Here is a 23,381-nt window from a genome sequence, read left to right on the forward strand (position 1 = left end):
AACGGCGTTATATTTCCTAACGTCGTTAAGATAGCTACGCCGTGACGGTGTCGTCAAGGACGGCAGATACTGTTCGAGGACATCAACGGAGGTAAGAGACGGGGCATGCCCAGCAGCACAAGACGGGCCCGTGAACGGGCGAGCACCCGCGAGCGGATCATCGAGGCCGCGCTGCATGTCCTTGAGACTGACGGCGCCGCAGCGCTCACGATCCGGCGCATCGCGACCGACATCGAATACTCCGCACCTGTCGTCTATCAGCACTTCGCCAACAAGGACGCACTCGTACTGGAGCTGGCCGCCCACGGCCACCGCCTGATGCTGGCCGAGTTCCGGCAGGCTGCCGAGGAGTCCGATATCGACCGGCGCATGATGCGGATCGCGTCCGAGTACATCCGGTTCGCCGGCGAGCATCCGCACCTCTACGAAGTCATGAACGGCACCACGGTCGGCGCGAACGAACGCCGCCGCGCCGCGGAACCGGCCATCGGCCTCCTCAAGGAACTGCTCACCACCTGGTCCGACACCCACGACGTGGTCCTGGCCGACCCCGACGAGGCATGCGAGATCATCTGGGGCACCCTGTACGGCATCGCATCGCTCGGCTCCGTCGGCACCATCAGCAACGAGCGCGCCCGGCGACTCGCCGAGCAAGGGCTCCGCGCGATCCTTCTCGGCTGGCGGACTGAGGCGCCGGGGAACGGGTAGTCCGGCACCGAAGCCGGCTCAACGCGAGACCCCGCAAGGACGAAAGAGCTGGAGAGGGAGGGTGATACACCGTGGACTGCCCGCATGACCGCGAGCCCGTCGCCTGGCCACCTGCCCCGATAAGGACCGAACGGCTCGTGCTCCGGGAGTCCGAGGCCCGGGACCGGGCGGCGTTCATCGACCTGCTGGCGTCGCCGGAGGTGCACACGTACCTCGGCGGCCCCCGGCCGCGTGACGAGCTTGAGCGTGAGATGCCCGGGGTGCCCGAACGGTGGCCGGGGAGTTTCGTCGTTGATCTCGACGGGGCGATGATCGGCCAGATCCTGCTCAGGAGGGCAACGGAGCATCGTCGCTCGGCTGCTGCGGGGAAGGCCGATCTCGGCTACCTGTCCTGCCGCGGGCGTGGGGATTTGGGTATGCCGCCGAGGCGTGCGAGGCCGCACTCGATTGGTTCGGCGGCCTCTTTCCCTGCGAGCCGGTGGTGCTCACCACCCAGACCGCCAACATCGGCTCGCTGCGGCTCGCGGCAAAGCTGGGGTTCACCGAGGTAGAGCGGTTCCAAGCCTGGGACACCGAGCAGTGGTTCGGTGTGTGGTCCGCGGTCACACCGTCCGGCTGAGCGGTCAATGGTCCTTGTGGCAATCGCTGGACTGGGACCGGTTCCAGACCGCTCGCGTGCTGTCGTCATCATGCGGCTTCGTCAACGCCTCCGTGATGGTGTGCGACCCACAGCAACGATCGCAGCGTCGATGGCCAATCGCCAGAGCGTAAGCCCCCTGTTCTCTCGCTCCATGGGCAGCCCCCGTCGTGCCCACAGGGCGCCGTTCACGTGTTACAGCGTGAATGGATCCTCGTCGAGCTTTTCTGACAAGCGCTCAAGAGTGTCCGTAAGGCTTGTCGGTGCGCCGTTCAGCCTTTCGCGCTGCTCGGCGACATGACCGATGAGGCGGAGGGTCCGCCCCGAGGAGATGCCGGGTGCGGCGGTGACCAGGGAGCTGACGACGTCTTCCGCGTCGCGCCAGGCACGGACGTCCAGCAGGCATTGTGCGAGCCGTGCGGATGACATACTTGCGTAGCCGGTCCCGACGCCATGCCCTGGTTGTGCGGATTGCAGTAGCCGCTGGATGGCTTTCTGTACGTCACCTGCGATCTGCAGTGTGTGACCCCAGTGGCCGTCAATCTCCCTGTCGGTCAACCACCATGACCAGTCCGGTTCGCCGACGTCGTTACCGTCCTCGATGAGCGACCGGGCGCGTTGAAGCGACTCGATGGCCTCCGACGTACGTCCCGTGCCGACCAATCCCTTCGCTTCACGCATGCGGAACATCGCCTCGACGCGCGGGGAGAGCCGCCTTCGGTTGAGCACCGACCGGGCAATGGCCAGCGCCTCTTGGTTCCGTCCGCGCCATTCACTGTGCATCGCCATGTTCTGCAGTGTCAGCAGTGCGATGGAGCGGTCCCCCGAGAGATTCGCGAGGAACAGCGCCTCTTGGTTGAAGCGCCGGGCGGCGCCGTCTCTTTCCGCGTCAAACAGAGCCCAGCCGGTTATTTCGGCGAGTTCTGCGGCGGCCGACTGAATGTCGCGCTCGTACCGGGGGTCGTAGTCTCCGGCCCCGAGCCGCCGATGCACGACCTTGAATGCTCGGCCTGCGGGCTCGGCGATGGATACTCCGCTGAGTTCGTTGTCCAGGACGACCAGCCGACGGGAAGTCTCCCGGATGGCCTGGACGAAGTCGGTTCCGCGTGCCTCGTTGAGTGTCAGTATCCGATCAGTGATGGCCGGAGATTCAGTAGCTTCCGGTGAAACGGTCGGCGGTGCTACTCGTACCGCGATTTCGGCCAGTTCCCCGTTCGTCTTGAACAGATTGTCCAGTGCCGTGACGAATTGCGTGGACGGCTGCTGTTTCCCGGAGAGCACGCGGGACAGATAGGCGTGGTCGTAGTTCAGTTGGCGGGCGACCGCCCGAACACTCATGTCCCGGTCACGGAGCAGGTCGCGAACTCGTTGGCTGAACTCCCCGCAGCTCATGGTGACCAGAGTACGGCTGTCACCGCGCAGTCACCAAGCGATCACCAACCGCGACCACGCATTCGCGGTTGTCTTGGGCGTACGTAAGGACCCCCGCGACCGTGCGACCGGCCCGGGGGCATGGCCATCGCCAACGGGAGCGACAACGTGTCGGACACTAGCCCAGCCACCCCACCCGCGAACACGCCCAACGACGGCTGCGATGTGTGCGGGGCGCTGTTACGACAGCAGGCCGAAGCACGGCGCAACGGGGATCACAAGCGGGCGACCGCCTGTCTCATCGAACTCCAGCGGCACCACGACGGCCTGCTCCACGGCGAGGCGGCCCGGTGAAGGACCGCACGACGATGACGCTGCGAGTGTCGCGGGACAGTGGAAAGACCTACGGGCCGACCCGCGTGGTCAGGTCCACCGAGCCCCTGATGCCGCTCGAGACGTCGGTGTGGCCGCCGTGCGAGTGCGCCCGATGCGTACCGGCGCACGTGACCGGTCGTCAGCCGCGCTGACGGTCAACACGAAACCCCTGGCGGGGCCCGGGTCAGGCCAGGCCGGCCGCGATGGCGCGGCGGACGGCGTCGGCGCGGTCCTGGATGCCGGCTTTGGCGAACAGGTTGTTGATGTGGGTCTTGACCGTGGCCTCGCTGATGAAGAGTTTCTCGGCGATGGCCCGGTTGGGCAGGCCCTGGCCGATGAGGGTCAGCACCTCGCGTTCGCGGCGGGTGAGGTCCGGGGGGAGCGGCTGCGTGTCGGCCTGCGGGCGCGTGCGGACGGTGGCCAGGAGGCGGTTCTGCACCTCGTGGTCGAGTACGGACTGTCCCGCGGCGGCGGCCCGGATCGCGCGGACGATGTCCTGGCGCCCCGCGTTCTTCGTCAGATAGCCGCGGGCGCCGGCGCTCAGGGCGGCCAGGATCGAGTCGTCGTCGGCGAAGGTGGTCAGCACGACCACGGCCGTTCCCGGGTGTTCCTCGCTCAGCCGGCGGGTGGCCTCGGTGCCGTCCATGACAGGCATGCGCAGGTCCATCAGGACGACGTCGACCGGTGTGGCGGCCACGGCGGCGAGCACCTCGGTACCGTCCGCGGCGGCGGCCACGACGTCGATGTCCTCGGTCATGTCGAGCACCGCGGCCAAGGGCTCGCGGACGGTGGCCTGGTCGTCGGCGACGATCACCTTCAGCGAGCGCTCGGTCAGCGGGTCCTGCGGGTCCTGCGGGGCCTGCGGGTTCCGTGGCTCCTGGGCCGGTTCGTTCGTCGTCATCCTCGGATCACTGCCTCCACCTGCCAGCCGCCCCGGTCCGGTCCCTCGGTGAGCGGACCCGCGGTGAGGGTGCCGCCCAGCAGGGCGACGCGTTCGCGCATTCCTATCAGCCCCATGCCGCTGCCGACACCCGCGGTGGCCTCACCGGTCGCGGGCCCGTTGCGGACGGCGAGGCTGGTCGAGGCGGCGTCGAACGTCAGCTCCACCGCGATCTCGGCCCCGGGGGCGTGCCGGGCCGCGTTGGTCAGCGCCTCCTGCACGATGCGCAGCACGTTCTGGGTGACCTGTGCCGGCAGCTCTCGGACGGCCCCGGTGACGGTGAGCACCTCGCGGTGGCCGGACGACTCGATCATGGCGGTCAGGCTCTCGAGCAGCGGAAGGGAGTCCTCGCGCAACGCGTGCACGGTCCACTGGGCCTGCTTCAGGCTCTCCTTGACCAGGCTCTGCGCCTTGTTGTGCGCCGCGCGGACCTTCTCCAGGTCGCCGGTGTCCATCAAGGCGTCCGCCAGCTCCAGGTGCATGTTGATCCCGGCCAGCGAGTGCGCCAGCACATCGTGGACGTCGCGGGCGATGCGGCCGCGTTCGGTGAGCACGGCCGTTCGCACCTCGGCCCGCGCGGCCCGCTCGGCGGACTCGGCGGCCTGGAGCCTGGCCTCCACTGCCTGTTGCTTGCTGCGGCCCAGGATTCCGGCCACCACCGGGACACCCGTGCTGAGACCGAAGGTCCACGTCATCACCTGGTGATCGGGGCCGACGTAGAAATAGAAGACAGCGCCGCACAGCAGGCTGGACAGGGCCGCGACCGCCAGGGCCGGCTTGAGGGGGAGGCGGTAGCCGGCGTGGCCGACGAGGAAGTAGGCGAAGAGGTAACCGGAGCCCTTGTCGCACACCTCGAGCAGGCCGGCGCACGCCACGACACCGGCGGTCAGCCAGACCAGCGCGGCCCGGCGTGGGAAGTCGGGCGGCAGGTGTCTGGCCAGCAGGGCGACGGAGTTGACCACCAGCAGGGCAGCCACGGCCAGGCCGCGGCCGCTGACGCCCACCGGCCGGACGGTGGTGACCGCGATGGCGATGATCAGCAGGGTGACGGCCCACTGGAGAGAGACGTCGTGCCGGAGCACGACCCGAGGGCCGGGCTCCCGTTCGGAAGCCGGCCCGGAGGCTGGGGGATCGTCGGAAGCGGACACGGCGCGACGATAACCCGTACTCAGACCGTCCGGTCCGCGGCGACGGCCGCGACCCGTCCGTCCGCCGCGACCCGTCCGTCCGCCGCGACCCGTCCGTCCGCCGCGGCCTGTCCGTCCACGGCAGGCCGCCGCTGCTCGCGGGTGACCATGCGGGCGCGGAGAAATATGGTGGCCAGCCGCGTGACCACCTCGGTGAGTGCCATCAGCACGAACGCGGCCACCCACGCGTCCCCCGTGGTGATCTGGTGGGCCAGGCTGAAGCGGGCCACGTCGTCGGCGCCGCCGTGGTCGACCCACAGCTGGAAGCCCATCCGCGCCCCCATGCCCAGCACCCACAGGGTCGCGGAGACCGCGCCCGCCTTGATGAAGAGATGCGCGCCGACCTTGCGTATACGGGTGTAGACGCCGCCCGCGACGCCGAGGGCCGCGCCGATGGCGACGAGCGTGCCGATCAGCACCAGGTCGTTGCCGGCCGTGGGCACGGTGTTCAGGTAGCTGCGCGCGACGAAGGCCACGATTCCCAGGGGGATCACGTACGACTTGGCGTCGAGGCGGCCCTCCCGCAGCTGCCGGAAGACGACGAGGAGGAGGGCGATGTCGGTGATCCAGTCAGTCGTTGTCATGCCTCAAGGCTGCTGGCACGGGCCCGTACGCGCCTGGACCCACGGGTGGAACTATGGGTGGAGTCCGGTCAGCCGGTGATCTCCCGGACTCACGGGAGCGGCAGTCGTTGGGCGCACCAGCACGACATCGCTGGGCCTTCCCTTCCGGATCGCGCTCACGGGCGTGCGATAGGTTGCCCGCCATGACTGGACTCGGACCCGTCGCCTGGCCACCTGTCCCGATAAGGACCGAACGGCTCGTCCTCCGGGAGTCCGAGGCGCGGGACCGGGCCGCGTTCATCGAGCTGTTCGCGTCGCCGCAGGTGCGCACCCATCTGGGTGGCCCTCGATCGCGTGAGGAACTCGAAGCCGCGGTGCCCGAGGTGCCCGGGCGGCGCCCTGGCCGGTTCGTGGTCGATCTCGACGGGGCGATGATCGGCATGATCACGCTCGATCGGCGCGATGCGGAGCGTCCGGGGCACCTCCGTCCGGATGCCGGGGAGGCCGAACTCGGTTATGTGTTCCTGCCGGAGACGTGGGGGTGCGGGTACGCCGCCGAGGGGTGCGCGGCGGCGCTCGGCTGGTTCGCCGGCGCGCTTCCCGGGGAGCCGGTGGTGCTCTGCACCCAGACTGCCAACGACCGCTCGATGCGCCTCGCGGCGAAGCTGGGGTTCACCGAGGTGGAGCGGTTCGAGGAGTACGGCGCCGAGCAGTGGTTCGGGGTGTGGTCCGCGGTCACGCCGTCCGGTTGAGCCGGGTCGTTCCGTCAGGGGCGCGCAGCGGGGCCAATGGCCCTCAGGGCCTGCGGGCAAGGTATCGGTTGACCAGTTCCGCCGCCGTCTGCGCGTCATCGATCGTGATGACGAAGCGGGTTCCGCGGGTGAGTTCGAGCCAGAGCGCGTCGCCCTTCCGGAGCGAGACCGCCCGCACCCCCGGCTTCCACCGGTAGCCCCAGCCGCCGATCTCCAGGGGGCTGGTCCACCGCGCCGTGGCCCGCTCGATCCGGTCCATCGTGATGTTCTGCCGCAGGAAGGGGACGAGCGCTGAGGCCACCGTGACGCCGCGTGGGGAGACGGTGACCTTGATGGCCCCCGTGACGAGGAACGCGGCCGCCGCGAGCAGCAGGGCCAGGCCGACGGCCCGGTATTCCGCGTCGACGACGGCCAAGGCGATCAGTCCTACTCCCAGGATCACGCCGACGGCGAGCATCCAACGGCTGGACTGGGACCCGTTCCAGACCGCTCGCGAGCTGTCGTCATCATGCGGATTCATCGACGCCTCCGTGTGAGTGTGCGACCCACAGCAACGATCGCAGCGTCGATGGCCCAGGCCAAGGTGATGGCGAACGATACCCGTTGTGACCAGGACGGATCGCCGACACGGGCGCCGTGCCACCCGCACGGTCCTCATGAACGCGTGAGGTCAGCGGGGCGGGCGGATCGGTTCCGTAGGTGAGGTCTGCGGTGCTGTCCAACTGGCGAGGAGTTTGAGGCGGTCCTCCGAGGCGGTGCCGGGCTCGGCCGCGTAGATGATCAGGTCGTGGACGGCCCGTTGAGGCAGGGGCAGTTCCAGGGAGCGGAAGGTCATCTCCAGACGGCCGACTTCGGGATGGTTCAGCCGCTTGACGCCTTCGTGATGGATCCGGACGTCGTGACTGGCCCACATGGTGCGGAAGTCGGAGCTCAGCGTGGACAGTTCGCCAATGAGTTCGCGCAGGGCCCGGTCGTGGGGTTCACGTCCGGCTTCGGCGCGGAGCACGGCGACCGTGGCCCTCGCGCCTTCCTCCCAGTCGACGAAGAAGTCGGAGGAGCCGGGGTCGAGGAAGAAGTAACGGGGAAAGTTGGCGCAGCCCCGGTCGCCGGTGGTGTCGCTGTCGAACATCGGTGAATACAGGGCCCTGCACAGCGCGTTGCTCGCGATGATGTCCAAACGGCCGCTGCGTACGAAGGCGGGAGCCATGGTCATGGAGTCCACCATCCATTGGACGGGGGACGGGATCGTGACGTCCTTGCGGCGGTGCGACCTGCGGCGAGCGGGGCGAGCCGCTCTGGCCAGATCGAGCAGGTAGGTGCGCTCGTCCTCGTCGAGGAGCAATGCCCGGGCGACCGCTTCCAGCACGTCCTCGGAGACACCGCCGATGTGGCCCTTCTCCAGCCGTGTGTACCACTCGGTGCTCACGCCGGCGAGGGCCGCGACCTCCTCGCGCCGTAGTCCCGGAACCCGGCGGCGTCGGCCGGTGGGCAGTCCGACCCGCTCCGGGGCGAGCTTGGCGCGTCGGCTGATGAGGAAGTCGCGGATGTCCGAACGGTTGTCGGTGGGATCACCGGTGTGGTTTTCGGACGGAGGCTCCATTCGCCCAGGGTACCCATGGTCCGGCCGATAGAGGGGTTGTGCTTATACCCCCCATAAACACGACCTTCCCCGCCTCTGACGGCGCCGGTTTCATGGGGTCGGCGGAGTTGAACGGCACTTCGGCGGACGTGAACGGCACTTCGGCGGAGTTGAACGGCACTCCTTCATCGCGGGCATCGCGTCCATCGCGGGCCGCCATCCGCCGTGTCCGCCGTGTCCGCCGTCCCCCATCCACACCTCAGGAGCATGACCATGGCCAGCAAGACCGTACTGATCACCGGCGCGACCAGCGGTATCGGCGCCCACACCGCGCGGTTGCTCCTCGACCGCGGCCACCGTGTGGCGGTCACCGGCCGCAACGAGAGCAAACTGAAGACCTTCCTCGACGAGGCCGGCCACCCCGACCGGCTGCTGGGTCTTGTCGCGGACGCGGCGGACTGGCAGGCCACCGAGTCGGTCGTGACCCGCACCGTGGAGCGTTTCGGTGCCCTGGACGCGGCGGTGGCCAACGCCGGATTCATGTCCGGTGACTCCATCGGGGCCGGCGACCCGACACTGTGGCCGCCCATGGTCCTCACCAACGTCCTCGGCCCCGCCCTGCTGGCCCATGCCACCCTGCCCCACCTCGAGGCCACTGGCGGACGGCTGGTGCTCATCGGCAGCGTCGCCGGGCTGAAGAACTCTCCCGCCAATCTCTACTCGGCCACCAAGTGGGCCACCACCGGACTCGCCGAGAACCTGCGCCTGCACGCCACGACCCGCGGCATCGGGGTCACTCTCGTCAACCCCGGCATGATCGACACACCCTTCTGGCAAGGCGCGAGCGTTCCCCCCTTCGCCCTGCCTCCCCAGCCCATCGCCGAGGCCATCTGCCTCGCCCTCGACCAGCCGGCGGGCATCGACCTCAACGCCCTGACCATCCGGCCCATGGGCCAGCCCGCCTGACCGCGGCGCGAAACCGTAGCCCCCGGGCCTGGGCCCGGGGACCGGCGACGGTTCGTCAGGGGCCCGGTTCAGCCCTGTTTGGGCGCGGCCTGCTGGACGACCTCGAAGGACCACAGGGTGGAGCCGGCCGCGGCGGGCTTCTGCTGGGGGGCGTCCTCGCCGCCGCGCTGGTGGGCCGCCTTCATGGGGCCCTCCATCCACGCCTGGAAGTCCTCCTCGCTGCGCCAGCGCGTATAGACGAGGTACTGGTCGGTCCCCTCGACCGGGCGCAGCAGCTCGAACCACTCGAAACCGTCGGAGCCCTCCACGGCCCCGGCGCGCGACGCGAAGCGCTTCTCCAGCACCTCGCGCTGTTCCTCCGGCACGGTCAGCACATTGATCTTGACTACGCTCATGGCCCCATCTTGCCGTAGCCGATGCCGCGTCCCGGCGGTGCCTCACCCTCAGCCGTGCAGCTTCAGGCCCTTGGTCACCTTGTCCACCTGGCCGCGCGGCCCGTAGACGGCGAGGCCGACCAGGTTCAGCGCGTCGACGGCGCGGACCGCCGCGCGGTTGTCGTCCTCGTTGTTGGTGCCGAAGAGCTCCTCCGTGTAGAGGGCCGTCGGCAGGTCGCGGGAGAGGGCGCGGGCGTGGGTGCGGGTGAGGGCGGGGGCGTCGGCGGCGTAGACGAGGACCGGCTCGCGGAACATCGGGAGGTAGCCATTGCCCGAGGCGTCCTCGTACGGCTTGCCGACGATCTCGTCCGTGGCGTGCGCCAGGCCGCTGGAGAGGAACGCGGTCACGTTCAGCTTCTGCCAGTCGGCGAGGTCGGTACGGACGATGACGGCGATCTTGGTGTCGAAACGCATGGACGGCAGTCTCGCCACGATCCCGGCCCGCGGTCTTGAACGCTGGTGCGGGGGCGGTCACGACCGTGACGGCACAATGGGGGCGTGGGTGTGGCAGGAGAAGGGGAGCGGGGGCCCGAGGACTGGGCCCGGTACTGGCGCGATCCCGACCGGGCCGTGGAGGCCATGCACGCCCACTTCTTCAGCCATCGCTTCCATCCCCACAGCCATGACGCCTACTCCTTCGCCGTCACCGAGATCGGCGCCCAGCGCTTCCGGTGCCGGGGTGCGCTGCGCACCAGCGGGGCGGGGATGGTGATGGTCTTCAACCCCGACGATCCGCATGACGGGGAGGCGGCCGCCGAGCTCGGCTACAAGTACCGCATCGTCCATATGGGTCCCGATGTGATGCGGAACGTCCTCGCCGATGTGGCCGACAGCGCGGCCGACCGGGCGGCGTTGCCGCTGTTCGACCGGCCGGTGGTCTCCGATCCCGTGCTGGTCCCCGCCCTGCTGCGGCTGCACACCGCGCTGGTCGGCGGCGCCGGTCCGCTGGTGCGGGACGAGCGGCTGACGGCGGCCGTCGGGGCGTTGGTGCGGCGCGGGGCCACCGGGCCGCTGCGCGCCCGGGAGCTGCCGGGCGGGAGCGGCGAGCAGGCGCGGGCCGCGCGGCGGGCCCGGGCGCTGCTGGAGGAGGAGTACCTGGAGGAGATCCCGGCGGCGCGGCTCGCGGAGGCCGCCGGATGCAGCCGCTTCGCGCTCTACCGGGCCTTCCGCGCGGCGTACGGGATGGCGCCGAGCGACTTCCAGCGGCAGCTTCGGCTGCGCCGGGCGCGCGGGCTGCTGGTGGCGGGCCGTAGCGCCGCCGAGGCCGCGGCCCAGGCGGGGTTCGCCGACCAGAGCCATTTCCACCGGTGGTTCGTGCGGTGCTTCGGAGTGACGCCGGGAACATTTCAGCGCGCGGCGGGTCCCGATTCGCGGCGCACCCCGCAGCCCTGGTGAAATTGGGCCGGACCGTACGGACTCACGCGGAGCGATAGCACCCTGCCAAAGCCTGACATCTTTCGGACAACCTCGGACGACGGTCAGGTGAAGTGGGAGTGTTCGGCGTCTGAGTAGTGGGCTCAGTAGGGTCTTCAGACATCCAGGACAGGTGAAGAGGGCGAGTGGGGGAGCGGCAGGGCGTGGCGAACGTGGAGCGGAGCGGACTGGGGAGAAACCCGGACACGGGGCCGGGCCCCGGTGCCGTCGGGGCGCGGACGTCACGGGCCAGAATGGGGCTCGTCGCCCTGTGGCTCCTGGCCGGCGTGCTGGCGGTCCGTCAGGCGGCGGCGGTGCTGCGGCTGCCCCCCGACGAGCGGCTGACCGACCTGGAGACCTGGATCGGCGAAGAGGGTGTGCTGCATGTCAGGGGGTCGCTGTACGACGGGGACTCCTTCACCGGCACCCCGTTCTCCGGGCTCGTCCTCAAGCCGCTGACCCGGGCCGCCGAGCAGAGCCTCGGCGTCGCCTGGACCTTCGGCACCCTGCTGCTGGTCGTGGTCCTCGGGCTGGTCGTGGCCCGGGCGCTGCCCGGTCCGGTCTCCCGCCGCACCGCGCTGATCGCCGCGCCGCTGGCCATCAGCCTGCTGGTGCTCTCGCTTCCGGTGCGCAACACCTTCACCCTCGGCCAGACCAGCATCATCCCGGTGCTGCTGGTCGTCCTCACCGTGCTGCCCAGAACCTCCGGGCGGCAGGCCGGTGTGCTCATCGGGGTGGCCGCGGCGCTGCAGCCCGCGCTGCTGCTGTTCGCCGTCGTGCTGTGGCTCATCGGCCGGCGCCGGGCCGCGGCGCTCGCGGGCGCCACGTTCGCCGGGTGCACCGCGCTCGCCTGGGCGGCCATGCCGCACGACTCGTGGACGTACTGGGGCCACCACATCGGCGGCGCCGGGCTCGGCGCGCCCGCCGACAGCCTGGCCAACCAGTCGCTGCACGGGCTGCTGCTGCGCATCGGTCTCGAGGGCCCGGGCGAGCTGGCGCTGCTGGCCGTGCTCGCGGTCGCCGTCGCCGTGATCGGCCTGCGGCGCGCCGTGCACTACGCGAAGGACGGGCAGCTGCTGCTCGCCGCCGCCATCACCGGCAGCGTCGCGCTCGCGGTCTCGCCCACCTCCTGGCAGCACCAGCAGCTGTGGATCCTGCTGGCCGTGGTCGGCCGGGTGGGGCGGCGCGGCTCCGACCGGCTGGTGTGGCCGGTGCTGGTGGTGCTGGTGATGTCGCTCAGCCGTACCGCGCTGCTGCCCGACATCGAGATTCTCGGACATATCGGCTACAATGCGCCGCTTCTCGCCGCGCTCGCCGCCGCCTGTGTGGTGCCGTTCCACTCCCGCACCTCGCCGCGATGGGACGACCCCGAGCCGACGCCGGTCGCCGAGCCGGCCAGGAGCCGCTACGCCTGGGTGCCGCTGCTGCGCTTCCTCAAGCGGCCGCTGTCCCGCCCGAACCTGATGCTCGAGCTGATGCTGATCCGCGTCGGCTACTTCGCCTACTCCTGGATCCGCGCCCACGCCCCGGACGAGCGCAGCGTGGCCGAGGGCCACGGCGACCAGGTGCTCACCCTCGAGGGCTGGCTGCACATCGACATCGAGCACTGGTTCAACGCCATCGTGGCGGACACCTCATGGCTCAAAGACTTCATGAACTGGTACTACAGCACCTTCCACTTCCTGATCCCGCTGTCCCTGCTGGCCTGGCTGTATCTGCGCCGCCCGGCGACCTACCGCTGGGCCCGTACGCCGCTGGCCTTCGCCACGATGCTCGCCCTGGTCGGCTTCTGGCTCTACCCGCTGGCCCCGCCGCGGCTGATGGGGCTCGGGTACGTGGACACCGCGCACGGCCCGCAGGATCTGAACAACCCGGACTTCGGCGCCCTCACCAAGCTGTCCAACCAGTACGCGGCCATGCCCTCGCTGCATGTGGGGTGGTCGCTGTGGTGCGGGGTGGTCATCGCGATCGTGGCGCCGTACGTATGGGCGAAGGTGCTCGGCATCCTGTACCCGCTGCTGACGACGGCGGTCATCGTGGGCACCGCCAACCACTATGTGCTGGACGCGATCGGCGGCGCGGCCATCGTCTCGGCCGGGTTCGGGCTGCAGTACGTGCTGCTCGGCGTGGGCAAGCGCCCGCGCGAGGAGGCGCCACCGCTGTCGGCGGCGATGGGCGCCGCGATGGCCCGGGCCAGGGGGCTGGTGCCGGGGCTGGTGCGGCAGCGCGGCGGTGGGCACGACGACGTGGAGCCGGCCGGCGCCGAGTCCGCCGGGAAGGATCGGTCCGACGCCGCGGACGGGCCCCCGAAAGGGGGACAGGCTCGCGTTGAGCGCCATGACCAGCGGGTCTAGCGTGGTGAGAAGGGGGCGGAAAGGCGTGAAAGAGCGTTAAGCGGGGGGATCCGGGAATCGAGACGGGGAGCGGGGACCCCGACCGAGGAGGGATCAACGATGTCCCTGGTGAAGGCAGTCACCGCGGCGGTCGCGATGGGCGCTTCGATGGCCATAGCGACCCCCGCGGCCGCCGCGCCGCCGCACCCCTTCGTCTTCGTGCACGACAAGTTCCAGCCCGCGTCGCAGGCGAAGACCGCCGATGCGGTGACCTACGACAAGTCGCTGGTGCCGACGTCGGCCACGGTGTTCATCGCCGAGCTGCGCGTGGGCGGCGAGGGCATGAAGCACCATGAGGGCGGAGAAGGCCAAGGCCACCGCATGATGCACAAGGGCACGTTCGTGTTCCTCAGCGTGCGCGGCCTCGCGGCCCACCACCACTACGGGATCCATGTCCATACGAAGCCGTGCGGCACCACGCCCGACTCCTCGGGGCCGCACTACCAGAACAAGAAGGATCCCAAGCAGCCCTCGACCAATCCGAAGTACGCCAACCCGCACAACGAGGTCTGGCTGGATGTCACCACCAACGGAGCCGGTAAGGGCTGGGCCAAATCCTGGGAGAAGTGGCAGTTCAGGCCCGGGGAGGCCCGTTCCGTGGTGATCCACAAGCATGCGACGGGCACCACGCAGGGCAAGGCCGGCCAGGCCGGAGCCCGGGTGGCGTGCGTCAACGTGCCGTTCAAGTAGCGGTGCCGTTCAGGTAGCGGTGTTGCCGTTCAGGTAGCGGCGTTCCGGGGCGCCCGGTGGGGCGGCGGGTTCAAGGCCAGCGTGAGCCCGGGTAAGACTCAGGGTGGCAGCAGCCCGCCCTCCACCGAGGCGTTCCTGATCTCCTCGTACAGCGCGCGCAGCGTCTCGCTCACGGCGACCCGTGGCAGATGCAGCCGGTCCAGCGCCTCGGCGTCCACGGGAGCGTGGCTGTCGGTGGCCATATCGCCCCAGCCCTGGCCGGTCAGACAGCGCATCAGGGTGGGGTTGAGCCGGTCCACCCCGCGCACCAGACACGCCTCGGGCGTACGGCCCTCCTCGTACTCCCGCCACAGCGCCAGCAGTTCGGTGCCGAGCGGCGCGGGCAGCGAGGCGAAGCGCGCGGGCTCACCGCCCCCGGCGCCCCGCTCCACCGCGTCCATCTCGACGAGGTCGTGCATCAGGCACAGCTTGAGCATCTTGGTGAGGTCGAGCCGCTGCCCGGCCTCGCGTTCGAACTCGCCGTGCAGTATCCAGCTCACCATCGCCAGATGCCAGGAGTGCTCCGCGACGCTTTCCTTGCGCTCCGGGGTGGCCTTGTTGGCGCGCTCGATGTCACGAAGGCGGGCGGTCAGGGCTATGAAGTCGAAGAGTCTTCGCCGATCGGCCGCCGCGCCGTGCGGACCGTACATCTCGCTCATGGCGGTCAGTGTGCCCGCGTCCGGGGGGTTGTGGCGAGCAATGTACGTGCGGCGTCTTCCAGGGATCCGAGCAGCGGGTCGGGGTCGTCGGCGCGCGTGACGAGCACGACCTCGCAGGGATCGATGTCGATGACGGGTACCAGGGCGATGTCCTCGCGCACGGCGGCGCGCCGATCGCCGGCCGGGAAGATCGCGACACAGTGGCCGGTGGCGATGAGTTCCAGCTTGTCCTCGTAGCCGTCGTCGATCGCGGGCGGGGGTGGGGCCGGGCGGCCGCCGACCGGCTTGGGCGTGCTCCAGATCACCGGACTGCTGGCGCAGGCCACCAGTTCCTCGTCCGACAGAGCGCGCAGGCTGACGGCCTTCTCGTGCGCCAGACGATGACGCGCCGACGTGACGAGTACCCGCGATTCCTCATGGAGCTTCGTCACCCGGAAGCCGTCCGTGGGGAAGGGCAGCGGCCGGTACGCGACGAGGGCCTCGATCCGTCCCTCGGCCAGGGCGCGGGTGTCCCGCCAGTCGAGGTGCCGGGTGCGGATCCGGTCGTCGGGGTGCCGGCGGCGCACTTCCTGCACCCAGGCGGTGATGACCAGTCCTTCGGCGCAGCCGACGGTGATGGTACGGGGCTGGACGGCGGCTCTGGCGGTGCGAGCGGCCCGCTCGGCCTCCTGGAGCAGTGTCCGGGCCCCGGGCAGGAACGCCCGGCCGGCGTCGGTGAGGCTGGTGCCCTGCGGTGAGCGGTCGAAGAGCCGGACCCCGAGCTGAGCCTCCAGCCGCTGGATCTGGCGGCTCAGCGACGGCTGCGCCAGATGCAGCCTGATGGCGGCCCGGCCGAAGTTGCCGCACTCCGCCACGACCGTGAAATAGCGCACGAGCCGCAGATCGACGTCCATTCGCCCAGCGTACGTCGCGTGCCGTCATACGCCTGGGGCATGGCGGCATGCGGAACAGGTCTTGGACAGGCGGTGCCGGTGGATATTTGGCTTACGGGCATGACCACTTATGACGGCAAGAAGATCGTGATCACGGGCGGAAGCAGCGGTATCGGCCTGGCCGCGGCCCGGTTGTTCGCGGACGGCGGGGCACACGTACTGATCACCGGCCGCACCCAGTCCACCCTGGACACCGCGCTGGAGCGGCTGGGGGACAAGGCGATCGCCGTCCGCAGCGACGCCGCGTCCCTGGAAGAGATCAAGGCGCTGGCCGGCACGGTCCAGGAGCGGTTCGGCGCGGTGGACGCGCTGTTCGTCAACGCCGGCGTCACCGCGTCCGCGCCGTTCGACTCCACGACGGAGGAGATGTACGACGCGCTGTTCGGCATCAATACCAAGGGCCCCTACTTCACGGTGCAGGCGTTGGCGCCGCTGATGCGCGAGGGCGGCGGCGTGGTCCTCACCACGTCGGTGGTGAACGTCCTGGGCGTCGACGCGCTCAGTGTCTACTCGGCGAGCAAGGCGGCCCTGCGGTCGATGACGCGCACGCTGGCCCGCGAGCTGCTGCCGCGCAAGGTGCGGGTCAATGCCGTGAGCCCCGGTCCGATCGACACGGGCATCCTGGACCGCTCCGTCCCCGCCGACGTCCTCGAGACGATGAAGGACACCTACCGGAGCACCATCCCGATGCAGCGGCTGGGGTCGTCCGAGGAAGTGGCCGCCGCGGTGGCGTACTTGGCGTTCGGTGCCACCTTCTCGACGGGAACGGAGTTCCCGGTCGACGGCGGAGGTTCGCAGCTCTAGGTGAGGAACCCGCTCCAGGTGAGGGATCCCCGGACCTCAGGCCGGGGAACACCTCATGTGTAGGTCACCCTCAGCTCCTTGATCCCGTTCAGCCAGGCCGAGCGCAGCCGCCGGGGCTCGCCCGCGAGCCGGATGTCCGGGAGGGTGTCCGCGACGGCCTGGAAGATCAGCCGGATCTCCAGCTCCGCCAGGCTCTTGCCGAGGCAGAAGTGCGGTCCGCCCCCGCCGAAGCCCAGATGGGGGTTGGGGTCGCGGGTGATGTCGAAGTCCTCGGGGCGGTCGAAGACCTCCGGGTCGTTGTTGGCGGAGGAGTAGAAGACCCCGACCCGCGCGCCCGCCTCGATGCGCTGTCCGCCCAGTTCTGTGTCCTGGGTGGTGGTGCGCTGGAAGGACATCACGGGGGTGGCCCAGCGCACGATCTCGTCGGCGGCGGTGGCCGGGCGCTCGGCCTTGAACAGCTCCCACTGGTCGGGGTGGGTGAGGAAGGCGTGCATCCCGTGGCTGATGGCGTTGCGGGTGGTCTCGTTGCCGGCGACGGCGAGCAGCAGCACGAAGAAGCCGAACTCGTCCGAGCCCAGATTGCCCTCGTCCTCGGCGGCCACCAGCCGGCTGACGATGTCCTTGGCCGGGCAGGCCTTGCGGTCGGCGGCGAGGTTCATGGCGTACGAGATCAGCTCCATGGCCGACTCGGCGCCGATCTCCTCGGTGATGGCCAGTTCCGGGTCGTCGTACGCGACCATCTTGTTGGACCAGTCGAAGATCTTGGACCGGTCCTGCTGGGGGACGCCGATCAGCTCGGCGATCGCCTGCAGCGGCAGTTCGCAGGCGACATCGGTGACGAAGTCCCCGCTGCCGCTCTCCCGGGCCCCCGCCACGATGCGTTCCGCGCGGTCGCGCAGGGCGTCCTCCAGGGCGCGGATGGCGCGCGGGGTGAAGCCGCGCTGGACGATCTGGCGGACCCGGGTGTGCTCGGGCGGGTCCATATTGAGCATGATCAGCTTCTGGACGTCGATCTGGTCCCGCTGGATGTGCTCGTTGAAGCGGATGATCGCGGTGTTGGCGTGGGAGGAGAAGATCTCCGGCCGGGTGGAGACCTCCTTGACATCGGCGTGGCGGGTGACGGCCCAGTAGCCGTCGTCGCCGAAGCCGGCGATGCCGTGGGGCTGGGGGATCCAGCACACCGGGGCGGTCTGCCGCAGCCGGGCGAGCTCCGGGAGTGGCACGCGGTGCTGATGGAGGTCGGGGTCGGTGAGGTCAAAGCCTTCGGGGAGCGCTGGACAGGACATGGCCACTCCAGAGATCTGACGGGAGATCTGACGGCCTATCAGAAGTGTCCGCAACGTAGTAACGGGTTCTACAAGTCGCAAGAGAGAACGCGGCCATTGTTTCGGGGGATTGGTGCCGCTCCTGGTCCGCTCAACCCCTGCACAACCCTTGCGCCGCCGGGCCGGGCCTCAGCAGACTGAGCTGAAGAACTAGAACGCGTACTAGTTCTGGCGCGGGCGCTGCCGGGAGCCCCGCGGATGCGATGAGAGGACGAGACAGCCATGGCCGCGGAACCCGTCATCGTCGAAGCCGTACGCACCCCCATTGGCAGGCGCGGAGGCGCGCTCGCCAACCTCCACCCCGCCTATCTGCTCGGCGAGACCTACCGCGAACTCCTCGCCCGTACCGCCATTCAGCCCGACTGCGTCGAGCAGATCGTCGGCGGCACGGTCACCCATGCGGGGGAGCAGTCGATGAACCCCGCGCGCACCGCCTGGCTGACGATGGGCCTGCCGTACGAGACCGCGGCGACGACGGTGGACTGCCAGTGCGGCTCGTCGCAGCAGGCCAACCATATGGTGGCCAACATGATCGCCACCGGTGTCATCGACATCGGCATCGGCTGCGGGGTCGAGGCCATGTCGCGGGTGCCGCTGGGCAGCGGCTCCAAACACGGCCCGGGCAAACCGTTCCCGGAGGAGTGGAACGTGGATCTGCCCAACCAGTTCCAGGCGGCCGAGCGGATCGCCCGCCACCGCGGCCTGACCCGCGAGAACGTGGACGCCCTCGGCCTGATCTCCCAGGAGCGGGCGGCGCGGGCCTGGGCGGAGGAGCGGTTCAAACGCGAGACCTTCGCGGTGCAGGTGCCCACGACCGAGGAGGAGCAGAGCGCCGGAGAGGGCATGTGGCGGGCCGTCGACCGGGACGAGGGGCTGCGCGACACCAGCATGGAGGCGCTGAGCGGGCTCAAGCCCATCATGCCGACCGCCGTGCACACCGCGGGCAACTCCTCCCAGATCTCCGACGGCGCGTGCGCGGTGCTGTGGGCCTCCAAGCGGATGGCCCGGGCACTGAAGCTGCGCCCCCGCGCCCGCATCGTGGCCCAGGCCCTGGTCGGCACCGATCCGCACTTCCATCTGGACGGGCCGATCGACGCCACGAAGGCGGTGCTGGGCAAGGCCGGGATGACGCTGAAGGACATCGACCTGGTCGAGATCAACGAGGCGTTCGCCTCGGTGGTGCTGTCCTGGGCGCGGGTCTTCGGACAGGACCTGGAGAAGGTGAACGTCAACGGCGGCGCGATCGCGCTCGGGCACCCGGTGGGGGCCACGGGGGCGCGCCTGATCACGACGGCGCTGCATGAACTGGAGCGCGCGGACAAGGAGTTCGCGCTGATCACGATGTGTGCGGGTGGGGCGTTGGCTACGGGGACGATCATTCAGCGGCTGTAGGGGGCTCCGGTCACGGTGGCGGTCGGGGTCAGGGCAGGGGCAGCTCGGCGAGCATGACGGCGTAGACCGGAGAGTCGGGGAAGGGCTGGCGCTTCCCCACCTTGCGGAAGCCCCAGGACTCGTACAGGGCCTGTACCCGGGGGTGGTCGGGGTCCACGAGCAGCACTACGAGATCTTCGTCCCGCTTTTCCAGCAACGTGCGGGTCAGCCGCTCGGCCACTCCCTTCTTCCGCCACGTCGGGATGACGGCCAGCTCGGAGTACGAGAAGGTCAGGTCCTTCGCGGGTGCCGGGTCGATGTGCTCGCGCCACCACTCGCGCCCCGGAACGGCCGGGGCGCCGTAGGCGAAGCCCACGGCCTTGTCGCCGTCGAACGCGATCACGCAGGAGTACCCGGGGAGGCCGCCCCAGTGGTCCACGAACCAGGGGAAGCGCTGGTTGAACTCGTCGTCCATCTCATCCGCATACGCGTCGGCGTGCACGTCGATCAGCGTCTGGCGGATCTCCGGAAGGTTCGCGTGGGTGAAATGGCGGACGTCCAGACCTGTGGCACTCAAGCTCGGCTCCATTCGGATCGGTAGCGGTCTCCCCACTCGCGGGCCACGCCCGCGTCGGGGGCAAGAGTGATCAAGTCGCGGTAATAGTCGCCGAGAAGTGAGCGCAGGCGGCCGGGCAGCGGGTGCCCGGCCATCAGGTCGAAGACCGTGGAGGCGGTCGCGCAGGCCTGATCGATATCGCGCTGGTGCAGCTGGGTCAGGGCGAGCCGTGCGGTGGCCAGGGCGCGGTTGCGGCGGAACTGCTCGGGGATGGTGGCCAGAGCCTTGTGCGAGGCGGCTTCGGCCTCGGCGGGTTCGCCGATCCGGTCCCGGACGATGGCCGTCATGGCCAGGAGCTCGGCAGGCCCGTAGAAGGCGGTCCAGCTCGGCCTGGGATCGTCCATGGACGCCTTACCCAGGGCCTCTTGGGCGCAGCCGAGGGAGCGTAAGGCGGCCTGTCGGTCGCCCAGGGTTGAGTGGGCGAGCGCTGTCCGGGCATGGGCCAGGGAGGCGTAGAACGGGTCCCGACGAGCGATGGCCGTCGCCTGAGCCGCATAGCCGGAGTCGACGCCCTCGGTGTACGCATCGCACTGGCGGGCGAGCATGGAGTACAAGTTCCAGGCATCCAGCTCAGCGACGGAGTCCTTCGCCATCCCGGCCAGGTAGAGCGTCCGGTCCAGCAGACTCCGGGCCCGGTCGGTTCGCTTGGCGTCGATGGCGGACCAAGCGGCCATGGACATGTAGTCGGCGGCCACGCCGAACAGCCGCTGGCGGATGCGCTGGGAGGCGCCCAGCTTCTGCTTCTCCAGCGTCTCGGCCGCCCCGGCCAGGGCCATGTGCTCCAGTTCGTCGTGACCTCCCCGTGCGGCGTCCACGGCCACCAGGGCGTCCAAGCCGGAACGGAGCCGGATCACGTCGGAGGTGCCTACGGAGTGCTGTGCGATGAGAGGGACGGCGACCGCGGCCGTCGTACCGGTGGTGGCGGTCAGGAAGTTCCTGCGCCTCACGGGATCCTCCGGTTCTGTGGCGGGGCATCTTGGGGCCGGTGGGACGAATCCCAGTTCTTCGGCCGTACATCCGAATACTGCCCCTAAGGCTGCCCGCTGCCGAGAGTGCGGCCAACGCGTCTTTCCGGTCAGCCAGTTGCGGACCGTCCGGTCGCTGACCGTGCCTTCGTGGCCGTCGCGGTGCAGATGAGTGTTCACCGCGTCCGCCAGGGCGGTCTGGGTGAGCCCGCTCTCGCGCAGGGCGCTGATGAGGTTTTCGTTCCCCTCCACGTACCCACCGTAGCCATGCGAGCCCTCTCTGTGAGGAGAGTCGGCCGAGAATTTCCGGTTGGGCGGTTTGCACACCCGGTGGGTATTACCTCCCCTCGCGCGACGAGCCGTCGTTCACTCGGACAAGGCCGCTCACTTCGCACCCATGAGGTCCTGATGTCCGTGACCGCTACACCTCGCCCCACGGGGCACCCCGGATACTCCCAGACCATGCGCCGCGTACCGGAGAGCGCGGAGGCCGCCCGCGAGTTGGTGCGCGCGGCACTGGCCGCCTGGGGGCAGGAGGGCCTGATAGAGGACGCCGCGCTGGTCATCACCGAACTGGTCTCCAACGCCGTGGACCACGCCCGCCTGGAGTCGATCCGCGTCGTCGTCACCCGACCGTCCGAGAAATTCGTCCGCCTCGGCGTGGTGGACCGGTCCCGCGATGTCCCCTACCTGCGGACGGACTCCAATGGCGACAACACCCGAGGCCGTGGGCTGCTGTTGGTCGATGCCCTCACGGACCGGTGGGGGACGGACCGATACCGCTGGGGCAAGCAGGTCTGGGGTGAGATGAAGTGCGATTGATCACCCGCAGTGTCGACTGTCGGCAGTACGGCCGCCCGCGTGGCTCCATCGCGGCGTTCCGGGCCAGGCCGCAGGAGCGCTGCTGATGGCGGGCGGTGAGCGGACCGGGGTCGCCTTGGACGTTGAGGAGGCGTGGCGGGCGGCCATCGAGCACGCTGCGGGCTGCCCGGCCTGCCGGACGCCCGGCGCCGTATGCGAGACCGGCGAGCAACTCCTCGGCGCCTACGAGGAGGCAGTACGGCTGGCCCGGTCGGCGGAGGGCGCATGAGGCAGCACCGTGGGCGGTCGACCGCTACGCGGGCCGGGCTGCTCGCGGTCTGGCTCTGTTTCGCGGTCGCCCCCATCCCATAAGCCGGGTGGGTCGCTGGTGGTCCGGGCCCCGTACCGGACGACGGCCCCAGCGGCCCGCCCTCCAAAAGCCCCTGCGGTAGGCGCAGCCCAAGCGTAGTCGCCGCAGGGCAAGGACTCCGGCCCCGATTTGGGGATCGCAAGGCCGGAGTCCCCATTCAGGAAAGCTCGCCCCGGCCTCCCGCTTGCAGGCCAGTGGCCCACCCAGCCGGGATCCACAACACGTTCGTCCGCGCCGACCCGGCCCGGCCGGTCAGCCGCTGGACGCGGCGGACAGGAGCACGTCCACGAGCCTGTCCGCCGCGTCCGGCCGTCCGTGTACCCGGGCCGCTTCCGCCATCCCCGCGCGCCGCGCCGGGTCGGTGAGCAGTGGCCCAAGCGCCTCCTGCAACCGCGCGGCGGTGATTTCCCCGGTGAGCGCGACGGCGGCGCCGGCGTCCTCGAGGTGCTGGGCGTTGTGCGCCTGCTCGTTCCCCGCCGCGGAGGCGAGCGGCACGAACACGGCCGGCTTGCCGAGGGCGGTGAGCTCCGCCAGAGTGCCGGCGCCGCTGCGGGAGACCACGACATCGGCGAGCGCCAGGACGTCGGGCAGCTCCGGGCCGACGAACCCGGTGAGGTAGTACCGCCCCGCGAGGTGTGGCGGGAGCGCCGACGCGCTCGCGCGCAGGGCCTCGACGTTCGCCGGCCCGCACTGGTGCACTACGTTCGCGCGCTCCAGCAGCCACGAGAGCGCGTCCCGGATCACGTTGTTGATCTGCTGCGCGCCCTGCGCGCCGCCGGTGACGTACAGCGTCGGGAGCCGCCGGTCGAACCCGTCCAGCCCGAGGGCGGCGACCGCCTTATCGGCGTGCCCGGTCAGGACCTCAGGCCGTACCGGGTTGCCTGTGACGACCGCCGCGGATCGCACATCCCCCGGGAGGAGCGGGAGCGTCGACTCCGACGACACGGCGATACGCGCCGCCGACCCAGCCAGTTTCCGGTTCGCCAGCCCGAGCCGCACGGTCTGTTCGTGCAGTACCAGCGGGCGCTTGCACATGCGGGCGGCGAGCCCGGCCGGGACGGCGACGTACCCGCCGGTCGCGAGGACGACATCCGGCCGGAAGTCCGACACGATCTTGCGGGCCTGGGCGACACCCAGCGGCACCCGCGCCATGTCCCGCACGTTCGCCGGGCTGATCATCTTGAGCGGGTTCGCGGACCGGCGGATCTTGCCCGTCGCTACCGTCGTGAAGGCGATGCCCTCGGCCGGGGCGACGCGGGCCTCCAGCCCGTCAGGCGTGCCGATCCAGAGGACATCGAGCGCGCGGCCCTCGGCCGCCAGCCGGGCCTGCAACGCCCGGACCGCGGTGAGCGCGGGGTACGTGTGGCCGCCGGTGCCTCCCCCCGTGACGATGAGGCGGAAGGTGCTCGGGAGACGGGAAGCAGGTTCGTTCACCCCGCGCACCTTACTGGCCCGGCCGCAGCCCGGAGGACGATTCCAGCCGCGCCCCGC

Annotated in this window: 25 protein-coding genes and 1 pseudogene; 12 read left to right on the forward strand and 14 right to left on the reverse strand. The window is 70.1% G+C overall.

The window, feature by feature from the left end; all coding sequences use genetic code 11:
- Positions 1-105 precede the first annotated feature (105 nt).
- Together J8403_RS30075 and J8403_RS30080 are read left to right on the forward strand one after the other, a co-directional pair.
- Positions 106-708: a TetR/AcrR family transcriptional regulator gene (locus tag J8403_RS30075; RefSeq protein WP_211125915.1), complete on the forward strand. Its 603-nt coding sequence runs from the start codon at positions 106-108 to the stop codon at positions 706-708.
- Positions 709-779: 71 nt separating this feature from the next.
- Positions 780-1,327, forward strand: a pseudogene (locus tag J8403_RS30080) (GNAT family N-acetyltransferase).
- A 213-nt stretch (positions 1,328-1,540) separates the two neighbouring features.
- Here J8403_RS30080 and J8403_RS30085 read toward each other — a convergent pair.
- The gene (locus tag J8403_RS30085; protein ID WP_211125916.1) at positions 1,541-2,737 is read right to left on the reverse strand and encodes a helix-turn-helix domain-containing protein; all 1,197 of its coding nucleotides are present in this window, start codon (positions 2,735-2,737) and stop codon (positions 1,541-1,543) included.
- 147 nt (positions 2,738-2,884) lie between these two features.
- On the opposite strand from J8403_RS30085, the gene J8403_RS30090 reads away from it, so the two are divergent.
- Positions 2,885-3,070, forward strand: a complete 186-nt coding sequence (locus J8403_RS30090) for a hypothetical protein (protein WP_211125917.1) — start codon at positions 2,885-2,887, stop codon at positions 3,068-3,070.
- A gap of 205 nt (positions 3,071-3,275) precedes the next feature.
- On the opposite strand, the gene J8403_RS30095 is transcribed toward J8403_RS30090, so the two are convergent.
- The 3 genes from J8403_RS30095 to J8403_RS30105 form a co-directional block, all read right to left on the reverse strand.
- A complete protein-coding gene (locus J8403_RS30095) occupies positions 3,276-3,905 on the reverse strand; it encodes a response regulator transcription factor (RefSeq protein WP_425519909.1) in 630 nt (209 codons plus the stop codon).
- 83 nt (positions 3,906-3,988) lie between these two features.
- A complete protein-coding gene (locus J8403_RS30100; protein WP_211125919.1) occupies positions 3,989-5,179 on the reverse strand; it encodes a sensor histidine kinase in 1,191 nt (396 codons plus the stop codon).
- Between the two features lie 20 nt (positions 5,180-5,199).
- A complete protein-coding gene (locus J8403_RS30105) occupies positions 5,200-5,802 on the reverse strand; it encodes a hypothetical protein (protein WP_246586057.1) in 603 nt (200 codons plus the stop codon).
- 182 nt (positions 5,803-5,984) lie between these two features.
- On the opposite strand from J8403_RS30105, the gene J8403_RS30110 reads away from it, so the two are divergent.
- Complete coding sequence (locus J8403_RS30110; RefSeq protein WP_211125920.1) at positions 5,985-6,533, forward strand: GNAT family N-acetyltransferase; 549 nt, start codon at positions 5,985-5,987, stop codon at positions 6,531-6,533.
- A gap of 43 nt (positions 6,534-6,576) precedes the next feature.
- Here the strand turns inward: J8403_RS30110 and J8403_RS30115 are convergent, their stop codons facing one another.
- Together J8403_RS30115 and J8403_RS30120 are read right to left on the reverse strand one after the other, a co-directional pair.
- Positions 6,577-7,053: a hypothetical protein gene (locus J8403_RS30115; RefSeq protein ID WP_211125921.1), complete on the reverse strand. Its 477-nt coding sequence runs from the start codon at positions 7,051-7,053 to the stop codon at positions 6,577-6,579.
- Between the two features lie 150 nt (positions 7,054-7,203).
- The gene (locus tag J8403_RS30120; RefSeq protein WP_211125922.1) at positions 7,204-8,133 is read right to left on the reverse strand and encodes a helix-turn-helix transcriptional regulator; all 930 of its coding nucleotides are present in this window, start codon (positions 8,131-8,133) and stop codon (positions 7,204-7,206) included.
- Positions 8,134-8,385: 252 nt separating this feature from the next.
- On the opposite strand from J8403_RS30120, the gene J8403_RS30125 reads away from it, so the two are divergent.
- Positions 8,386-9,078, forward strand: a complete 693-nt coding sequence (locus J8403_RS30125) for an SDR family oxidoreductase (protein WP_211125923.1) — start codon at positions 8,386-8,388, stop codon at positions 9,076-9,078.
- Between the two features lie 68 nt (positions 9,079-9,146).
- Here J8403_RS30125 and J8403_RS30130 read toward each other — a convergent pair whose 3' ends face one another.
- Together J8403_RS30130 and J8403_RS30135 are read right to left on the reverse strand one after the other, a co-directional pair.
- Complete coding sequence (locus J8403_RS30130; protein ID WP_137965536.1) at positions 9,147-9,473, reverse strand: antibiotic biosynthesis monooxygenase family protein; 327 nt, start codon at positions 9,471-9,473, stop codon at positions 9,147-9,149.
- 48 nt (positions 9,474-9,521) lie between these two features.
- Positions 9,522-9,926 (reverse strand): DUF2000 domain-containing protein, encoded by a 405-nt coding sequence (locus tag J8403_RS30135; RefSeq protein ID WP_211125924.1) that lies wholly within the window; start codon positions 9,924-9,926, stop codon positions 9,522-9,524.
- A 165-nt stretch (positions 9,927-10,091) separates the two neighbouring features.
- Between J8403_RS30135 and J8403_RS30140 the strand changes: the two genes are divergently transcribed.
- The 3 genes from J8403_RS30140 to J8403_RS30150 all read left to right on the forward strand — a co-directional run bounded on the left by J8403_RS30140 (position 10,092) and on the right by J8403_RS30150 (position 14,008).
- Positions 10,092-10,907 carry a helix-turn-helix domain-containing protein gene (locus J8403_RS30140; RefSeq protein ID WP_211128500.1) on the forward strand — a complete coding sequence of 272 codons (816 nt, stop codon included), beginning with the start codon at positions 10,092-10,094 and terminating at the stop codon, positions 10,905-10,907.
- A gap of 272 nt (positions 10,908-11,179) precedes the next feature.
- Positions 11,180-13,279, forward strand: coding sequence for a bifunctional glycosyltransferase 87/phosphatase PAP2 family protein (locus tag J8403_RS30145; RefSeq protein ID WP_211128501.1), 2,100 nt, complete (start codon positions 11,180-11,182; stop codon positions 13,277-13,279).
- 99 nt (positions 13,280-13,378) lie between these two features.
- Entirely contained in the window at positions 13,379-14,008 is a 630-nt protein-coding gene (locus tag J8403_RS30150) for a superoxide dismutase family protein (RefSeq protein WP_211125925.1), read from the forward strand.
- A gap of 98 nt (positions 14,009-14,106) precedes the next feature.
- Here J8403_RS30150 and J8403_RS30155 read toward each other — a convergent pair whose 3' ends face one another.
- The gene (locus J8403_RS30155; RefSeq protein ID WP_211125926.1) at positions 14,107-14,706 is read right to left on the reverse strand and encodes an HD domain-containing protein; all 600 of its coding nucleotides are present in this window, start codon (positions 14,704-14,706) and stop codon (positions 14,107-14,109) included.
- A 5-nt stretch (positions 14,707-14,711) separates the two neighbouring features.
- Positions 14,712-15,599: a LysR family transcriptional regulator gene (locus tag J8403_RS30160; RefSeq protein WP_211125927.1), complete on the reverse strand. Its 888-nt coding sequence runs from the start codon at positions 15,597-15,599 to the stop codon at positions 14,712-14,714.
- Positions 15,600-15,698: 99 nt separating this feature from the next.
- Here J8403_RS30160 and J8403_RS30165 point away from each other — a divergent pair, with 99 nt between their 5' ends.
- The gene (locus J8403_RS30165; RefSeq protein ID WP_211125928.1) at positions 15,699-16,442 is read left to right on the forward strand and encodes an SDR family oxidoreductase; all 744 of its coding nucleotides are present in this window, start codon (positions 15,699-15,701) and stop codon (positions 16,440-16,442) included.
- Between the two features lie 53 nt (positions 16,443-16,495).
- On the opposite strand, the gene J8403_RS30170 is transcribed toward J8403_RS30165, so the two are convergent.
- On the reverse strand, positions 16,496-17,728 hold the full coding sequence (locus J8403_RS30170) for a cytochrome P450 (protein WP_211125929.1): 1,233 nt from the start codon (positions 17,726-17,728) through the stop codon (positions 16,496-16,498).
- A 261-nt stretch (positions 17,729-17,989) separates the two neighbouring features.
- On the opposite strand from J8403_RS30170, the gene J8403_RS30175 reads away from it, so the two are divergent.
- Positions 17,990-19,159: a steroid 3-ketoacyl-CoA thiolase gene (locus J8403_RS30175; RefSeq protein WP_211125930.1), complete on the forward strand. Its 1,170-nt coding sequence runs from the start codon at positions 17,990-17,992 to the stop codon at positions 19,157-19,159.
- 28 nt (positions 19,160-19,187) lie between these two features.
- Here the strand turns inward: J8403_RS30175 and J8403_RS30180 are convergent, their stop codons facing one another.
- Together J8403_RS30180 and J8403_RS30185 are read right to left on the reverse strand one after the other, a co-directional pair.
- On the reverse strand, positions 19,188-19,727 hold the full coding sequence (locus tag J8403_RS30180; RefSeq protein ID WP_211125931.1) for a GNAT family N-acetyltransferase: 540 nt from the start codon (positions 19,725-19,727) through the stop codon (positions 19,188-19,190).
- The gene (locus J8403_RS30185) at positions 19,712-21,046 is read right to left on the reverse strand and encodes an NsdA family TPR-like regulatory protein (protein WP_485129828.1); all 1,335 of its coding nucleotides are present in this window, start codon (positions 21,044-21,046) and stop codon (positions 19,712-19,714) included. Before J8403_RS30185 ends, J8403_RS30180 begins: the two co-directional genes overlap by 16 nt.
- A 135-nt stretch (positions 21,047-21,181) precedes the next feature.
- Between J8403_RS30185 and J8403_RS30190 the strand changes: the two genes are divergently transcribed.
- Both J8403_RS30190 and J8403_RS30195 read left to right on the forward strand, forming a co-directional pair.
- Complete coding sequence (locus J8403_RS30190) at positions 21,182-21,541, forward strand: ATP-binding protein (RefSeq protein ID WP_343245313.1); 360 nt, start codon at positions 21,182-21,184, stop codon at positions 21,539-21,541.
- A gap of 85 nt (positions 21,542-21,626) precedes the next feature.
- A complete protein-coding gene (locus tag J8403_RS30195; protein WP_211125934.1) occupies positions 21,627-21,809 on the forward strand; it encodes a hypothetical protein in 183 nt (60 codons plus the stop codon).
- Positions 21,810-22,142: 333 nt separating this feature from the next.
- Here J8403_RS30195 and J8403_RS30200 read toward each other — a convergent pair whose 3' ends face one another.
- Positions 22,143-23,324 (reverse strand): UDP-N-acetylglucosamine--N-acetylmuramyl-(pentapeptide) pyrophosphoryl-undecaprenol N-acetylglucosamine transferase, encoded by a 1,182-nt coding sequence (locus J8403_RS30200; RefSeq protein WP_246586058.1) that lies wholly within the window; start codon positions 23,322-23,324, stop codon positions 22,143-22,145.
- Between the last annotated feature and the right edge of the window lie 57 nt (positions 23,325-23,381).

Origin of the sequence: Streptomyces yatensis (assembly GCF_018069625.1) — a bacterium.
GTDB classification, from domain to species: domain Bacteria; phylum Actinomycetota; class Actinomycetes; order Streptomycetales; family Streptomycetaceae; genus Streptomyces; species Streptomyces yatensis.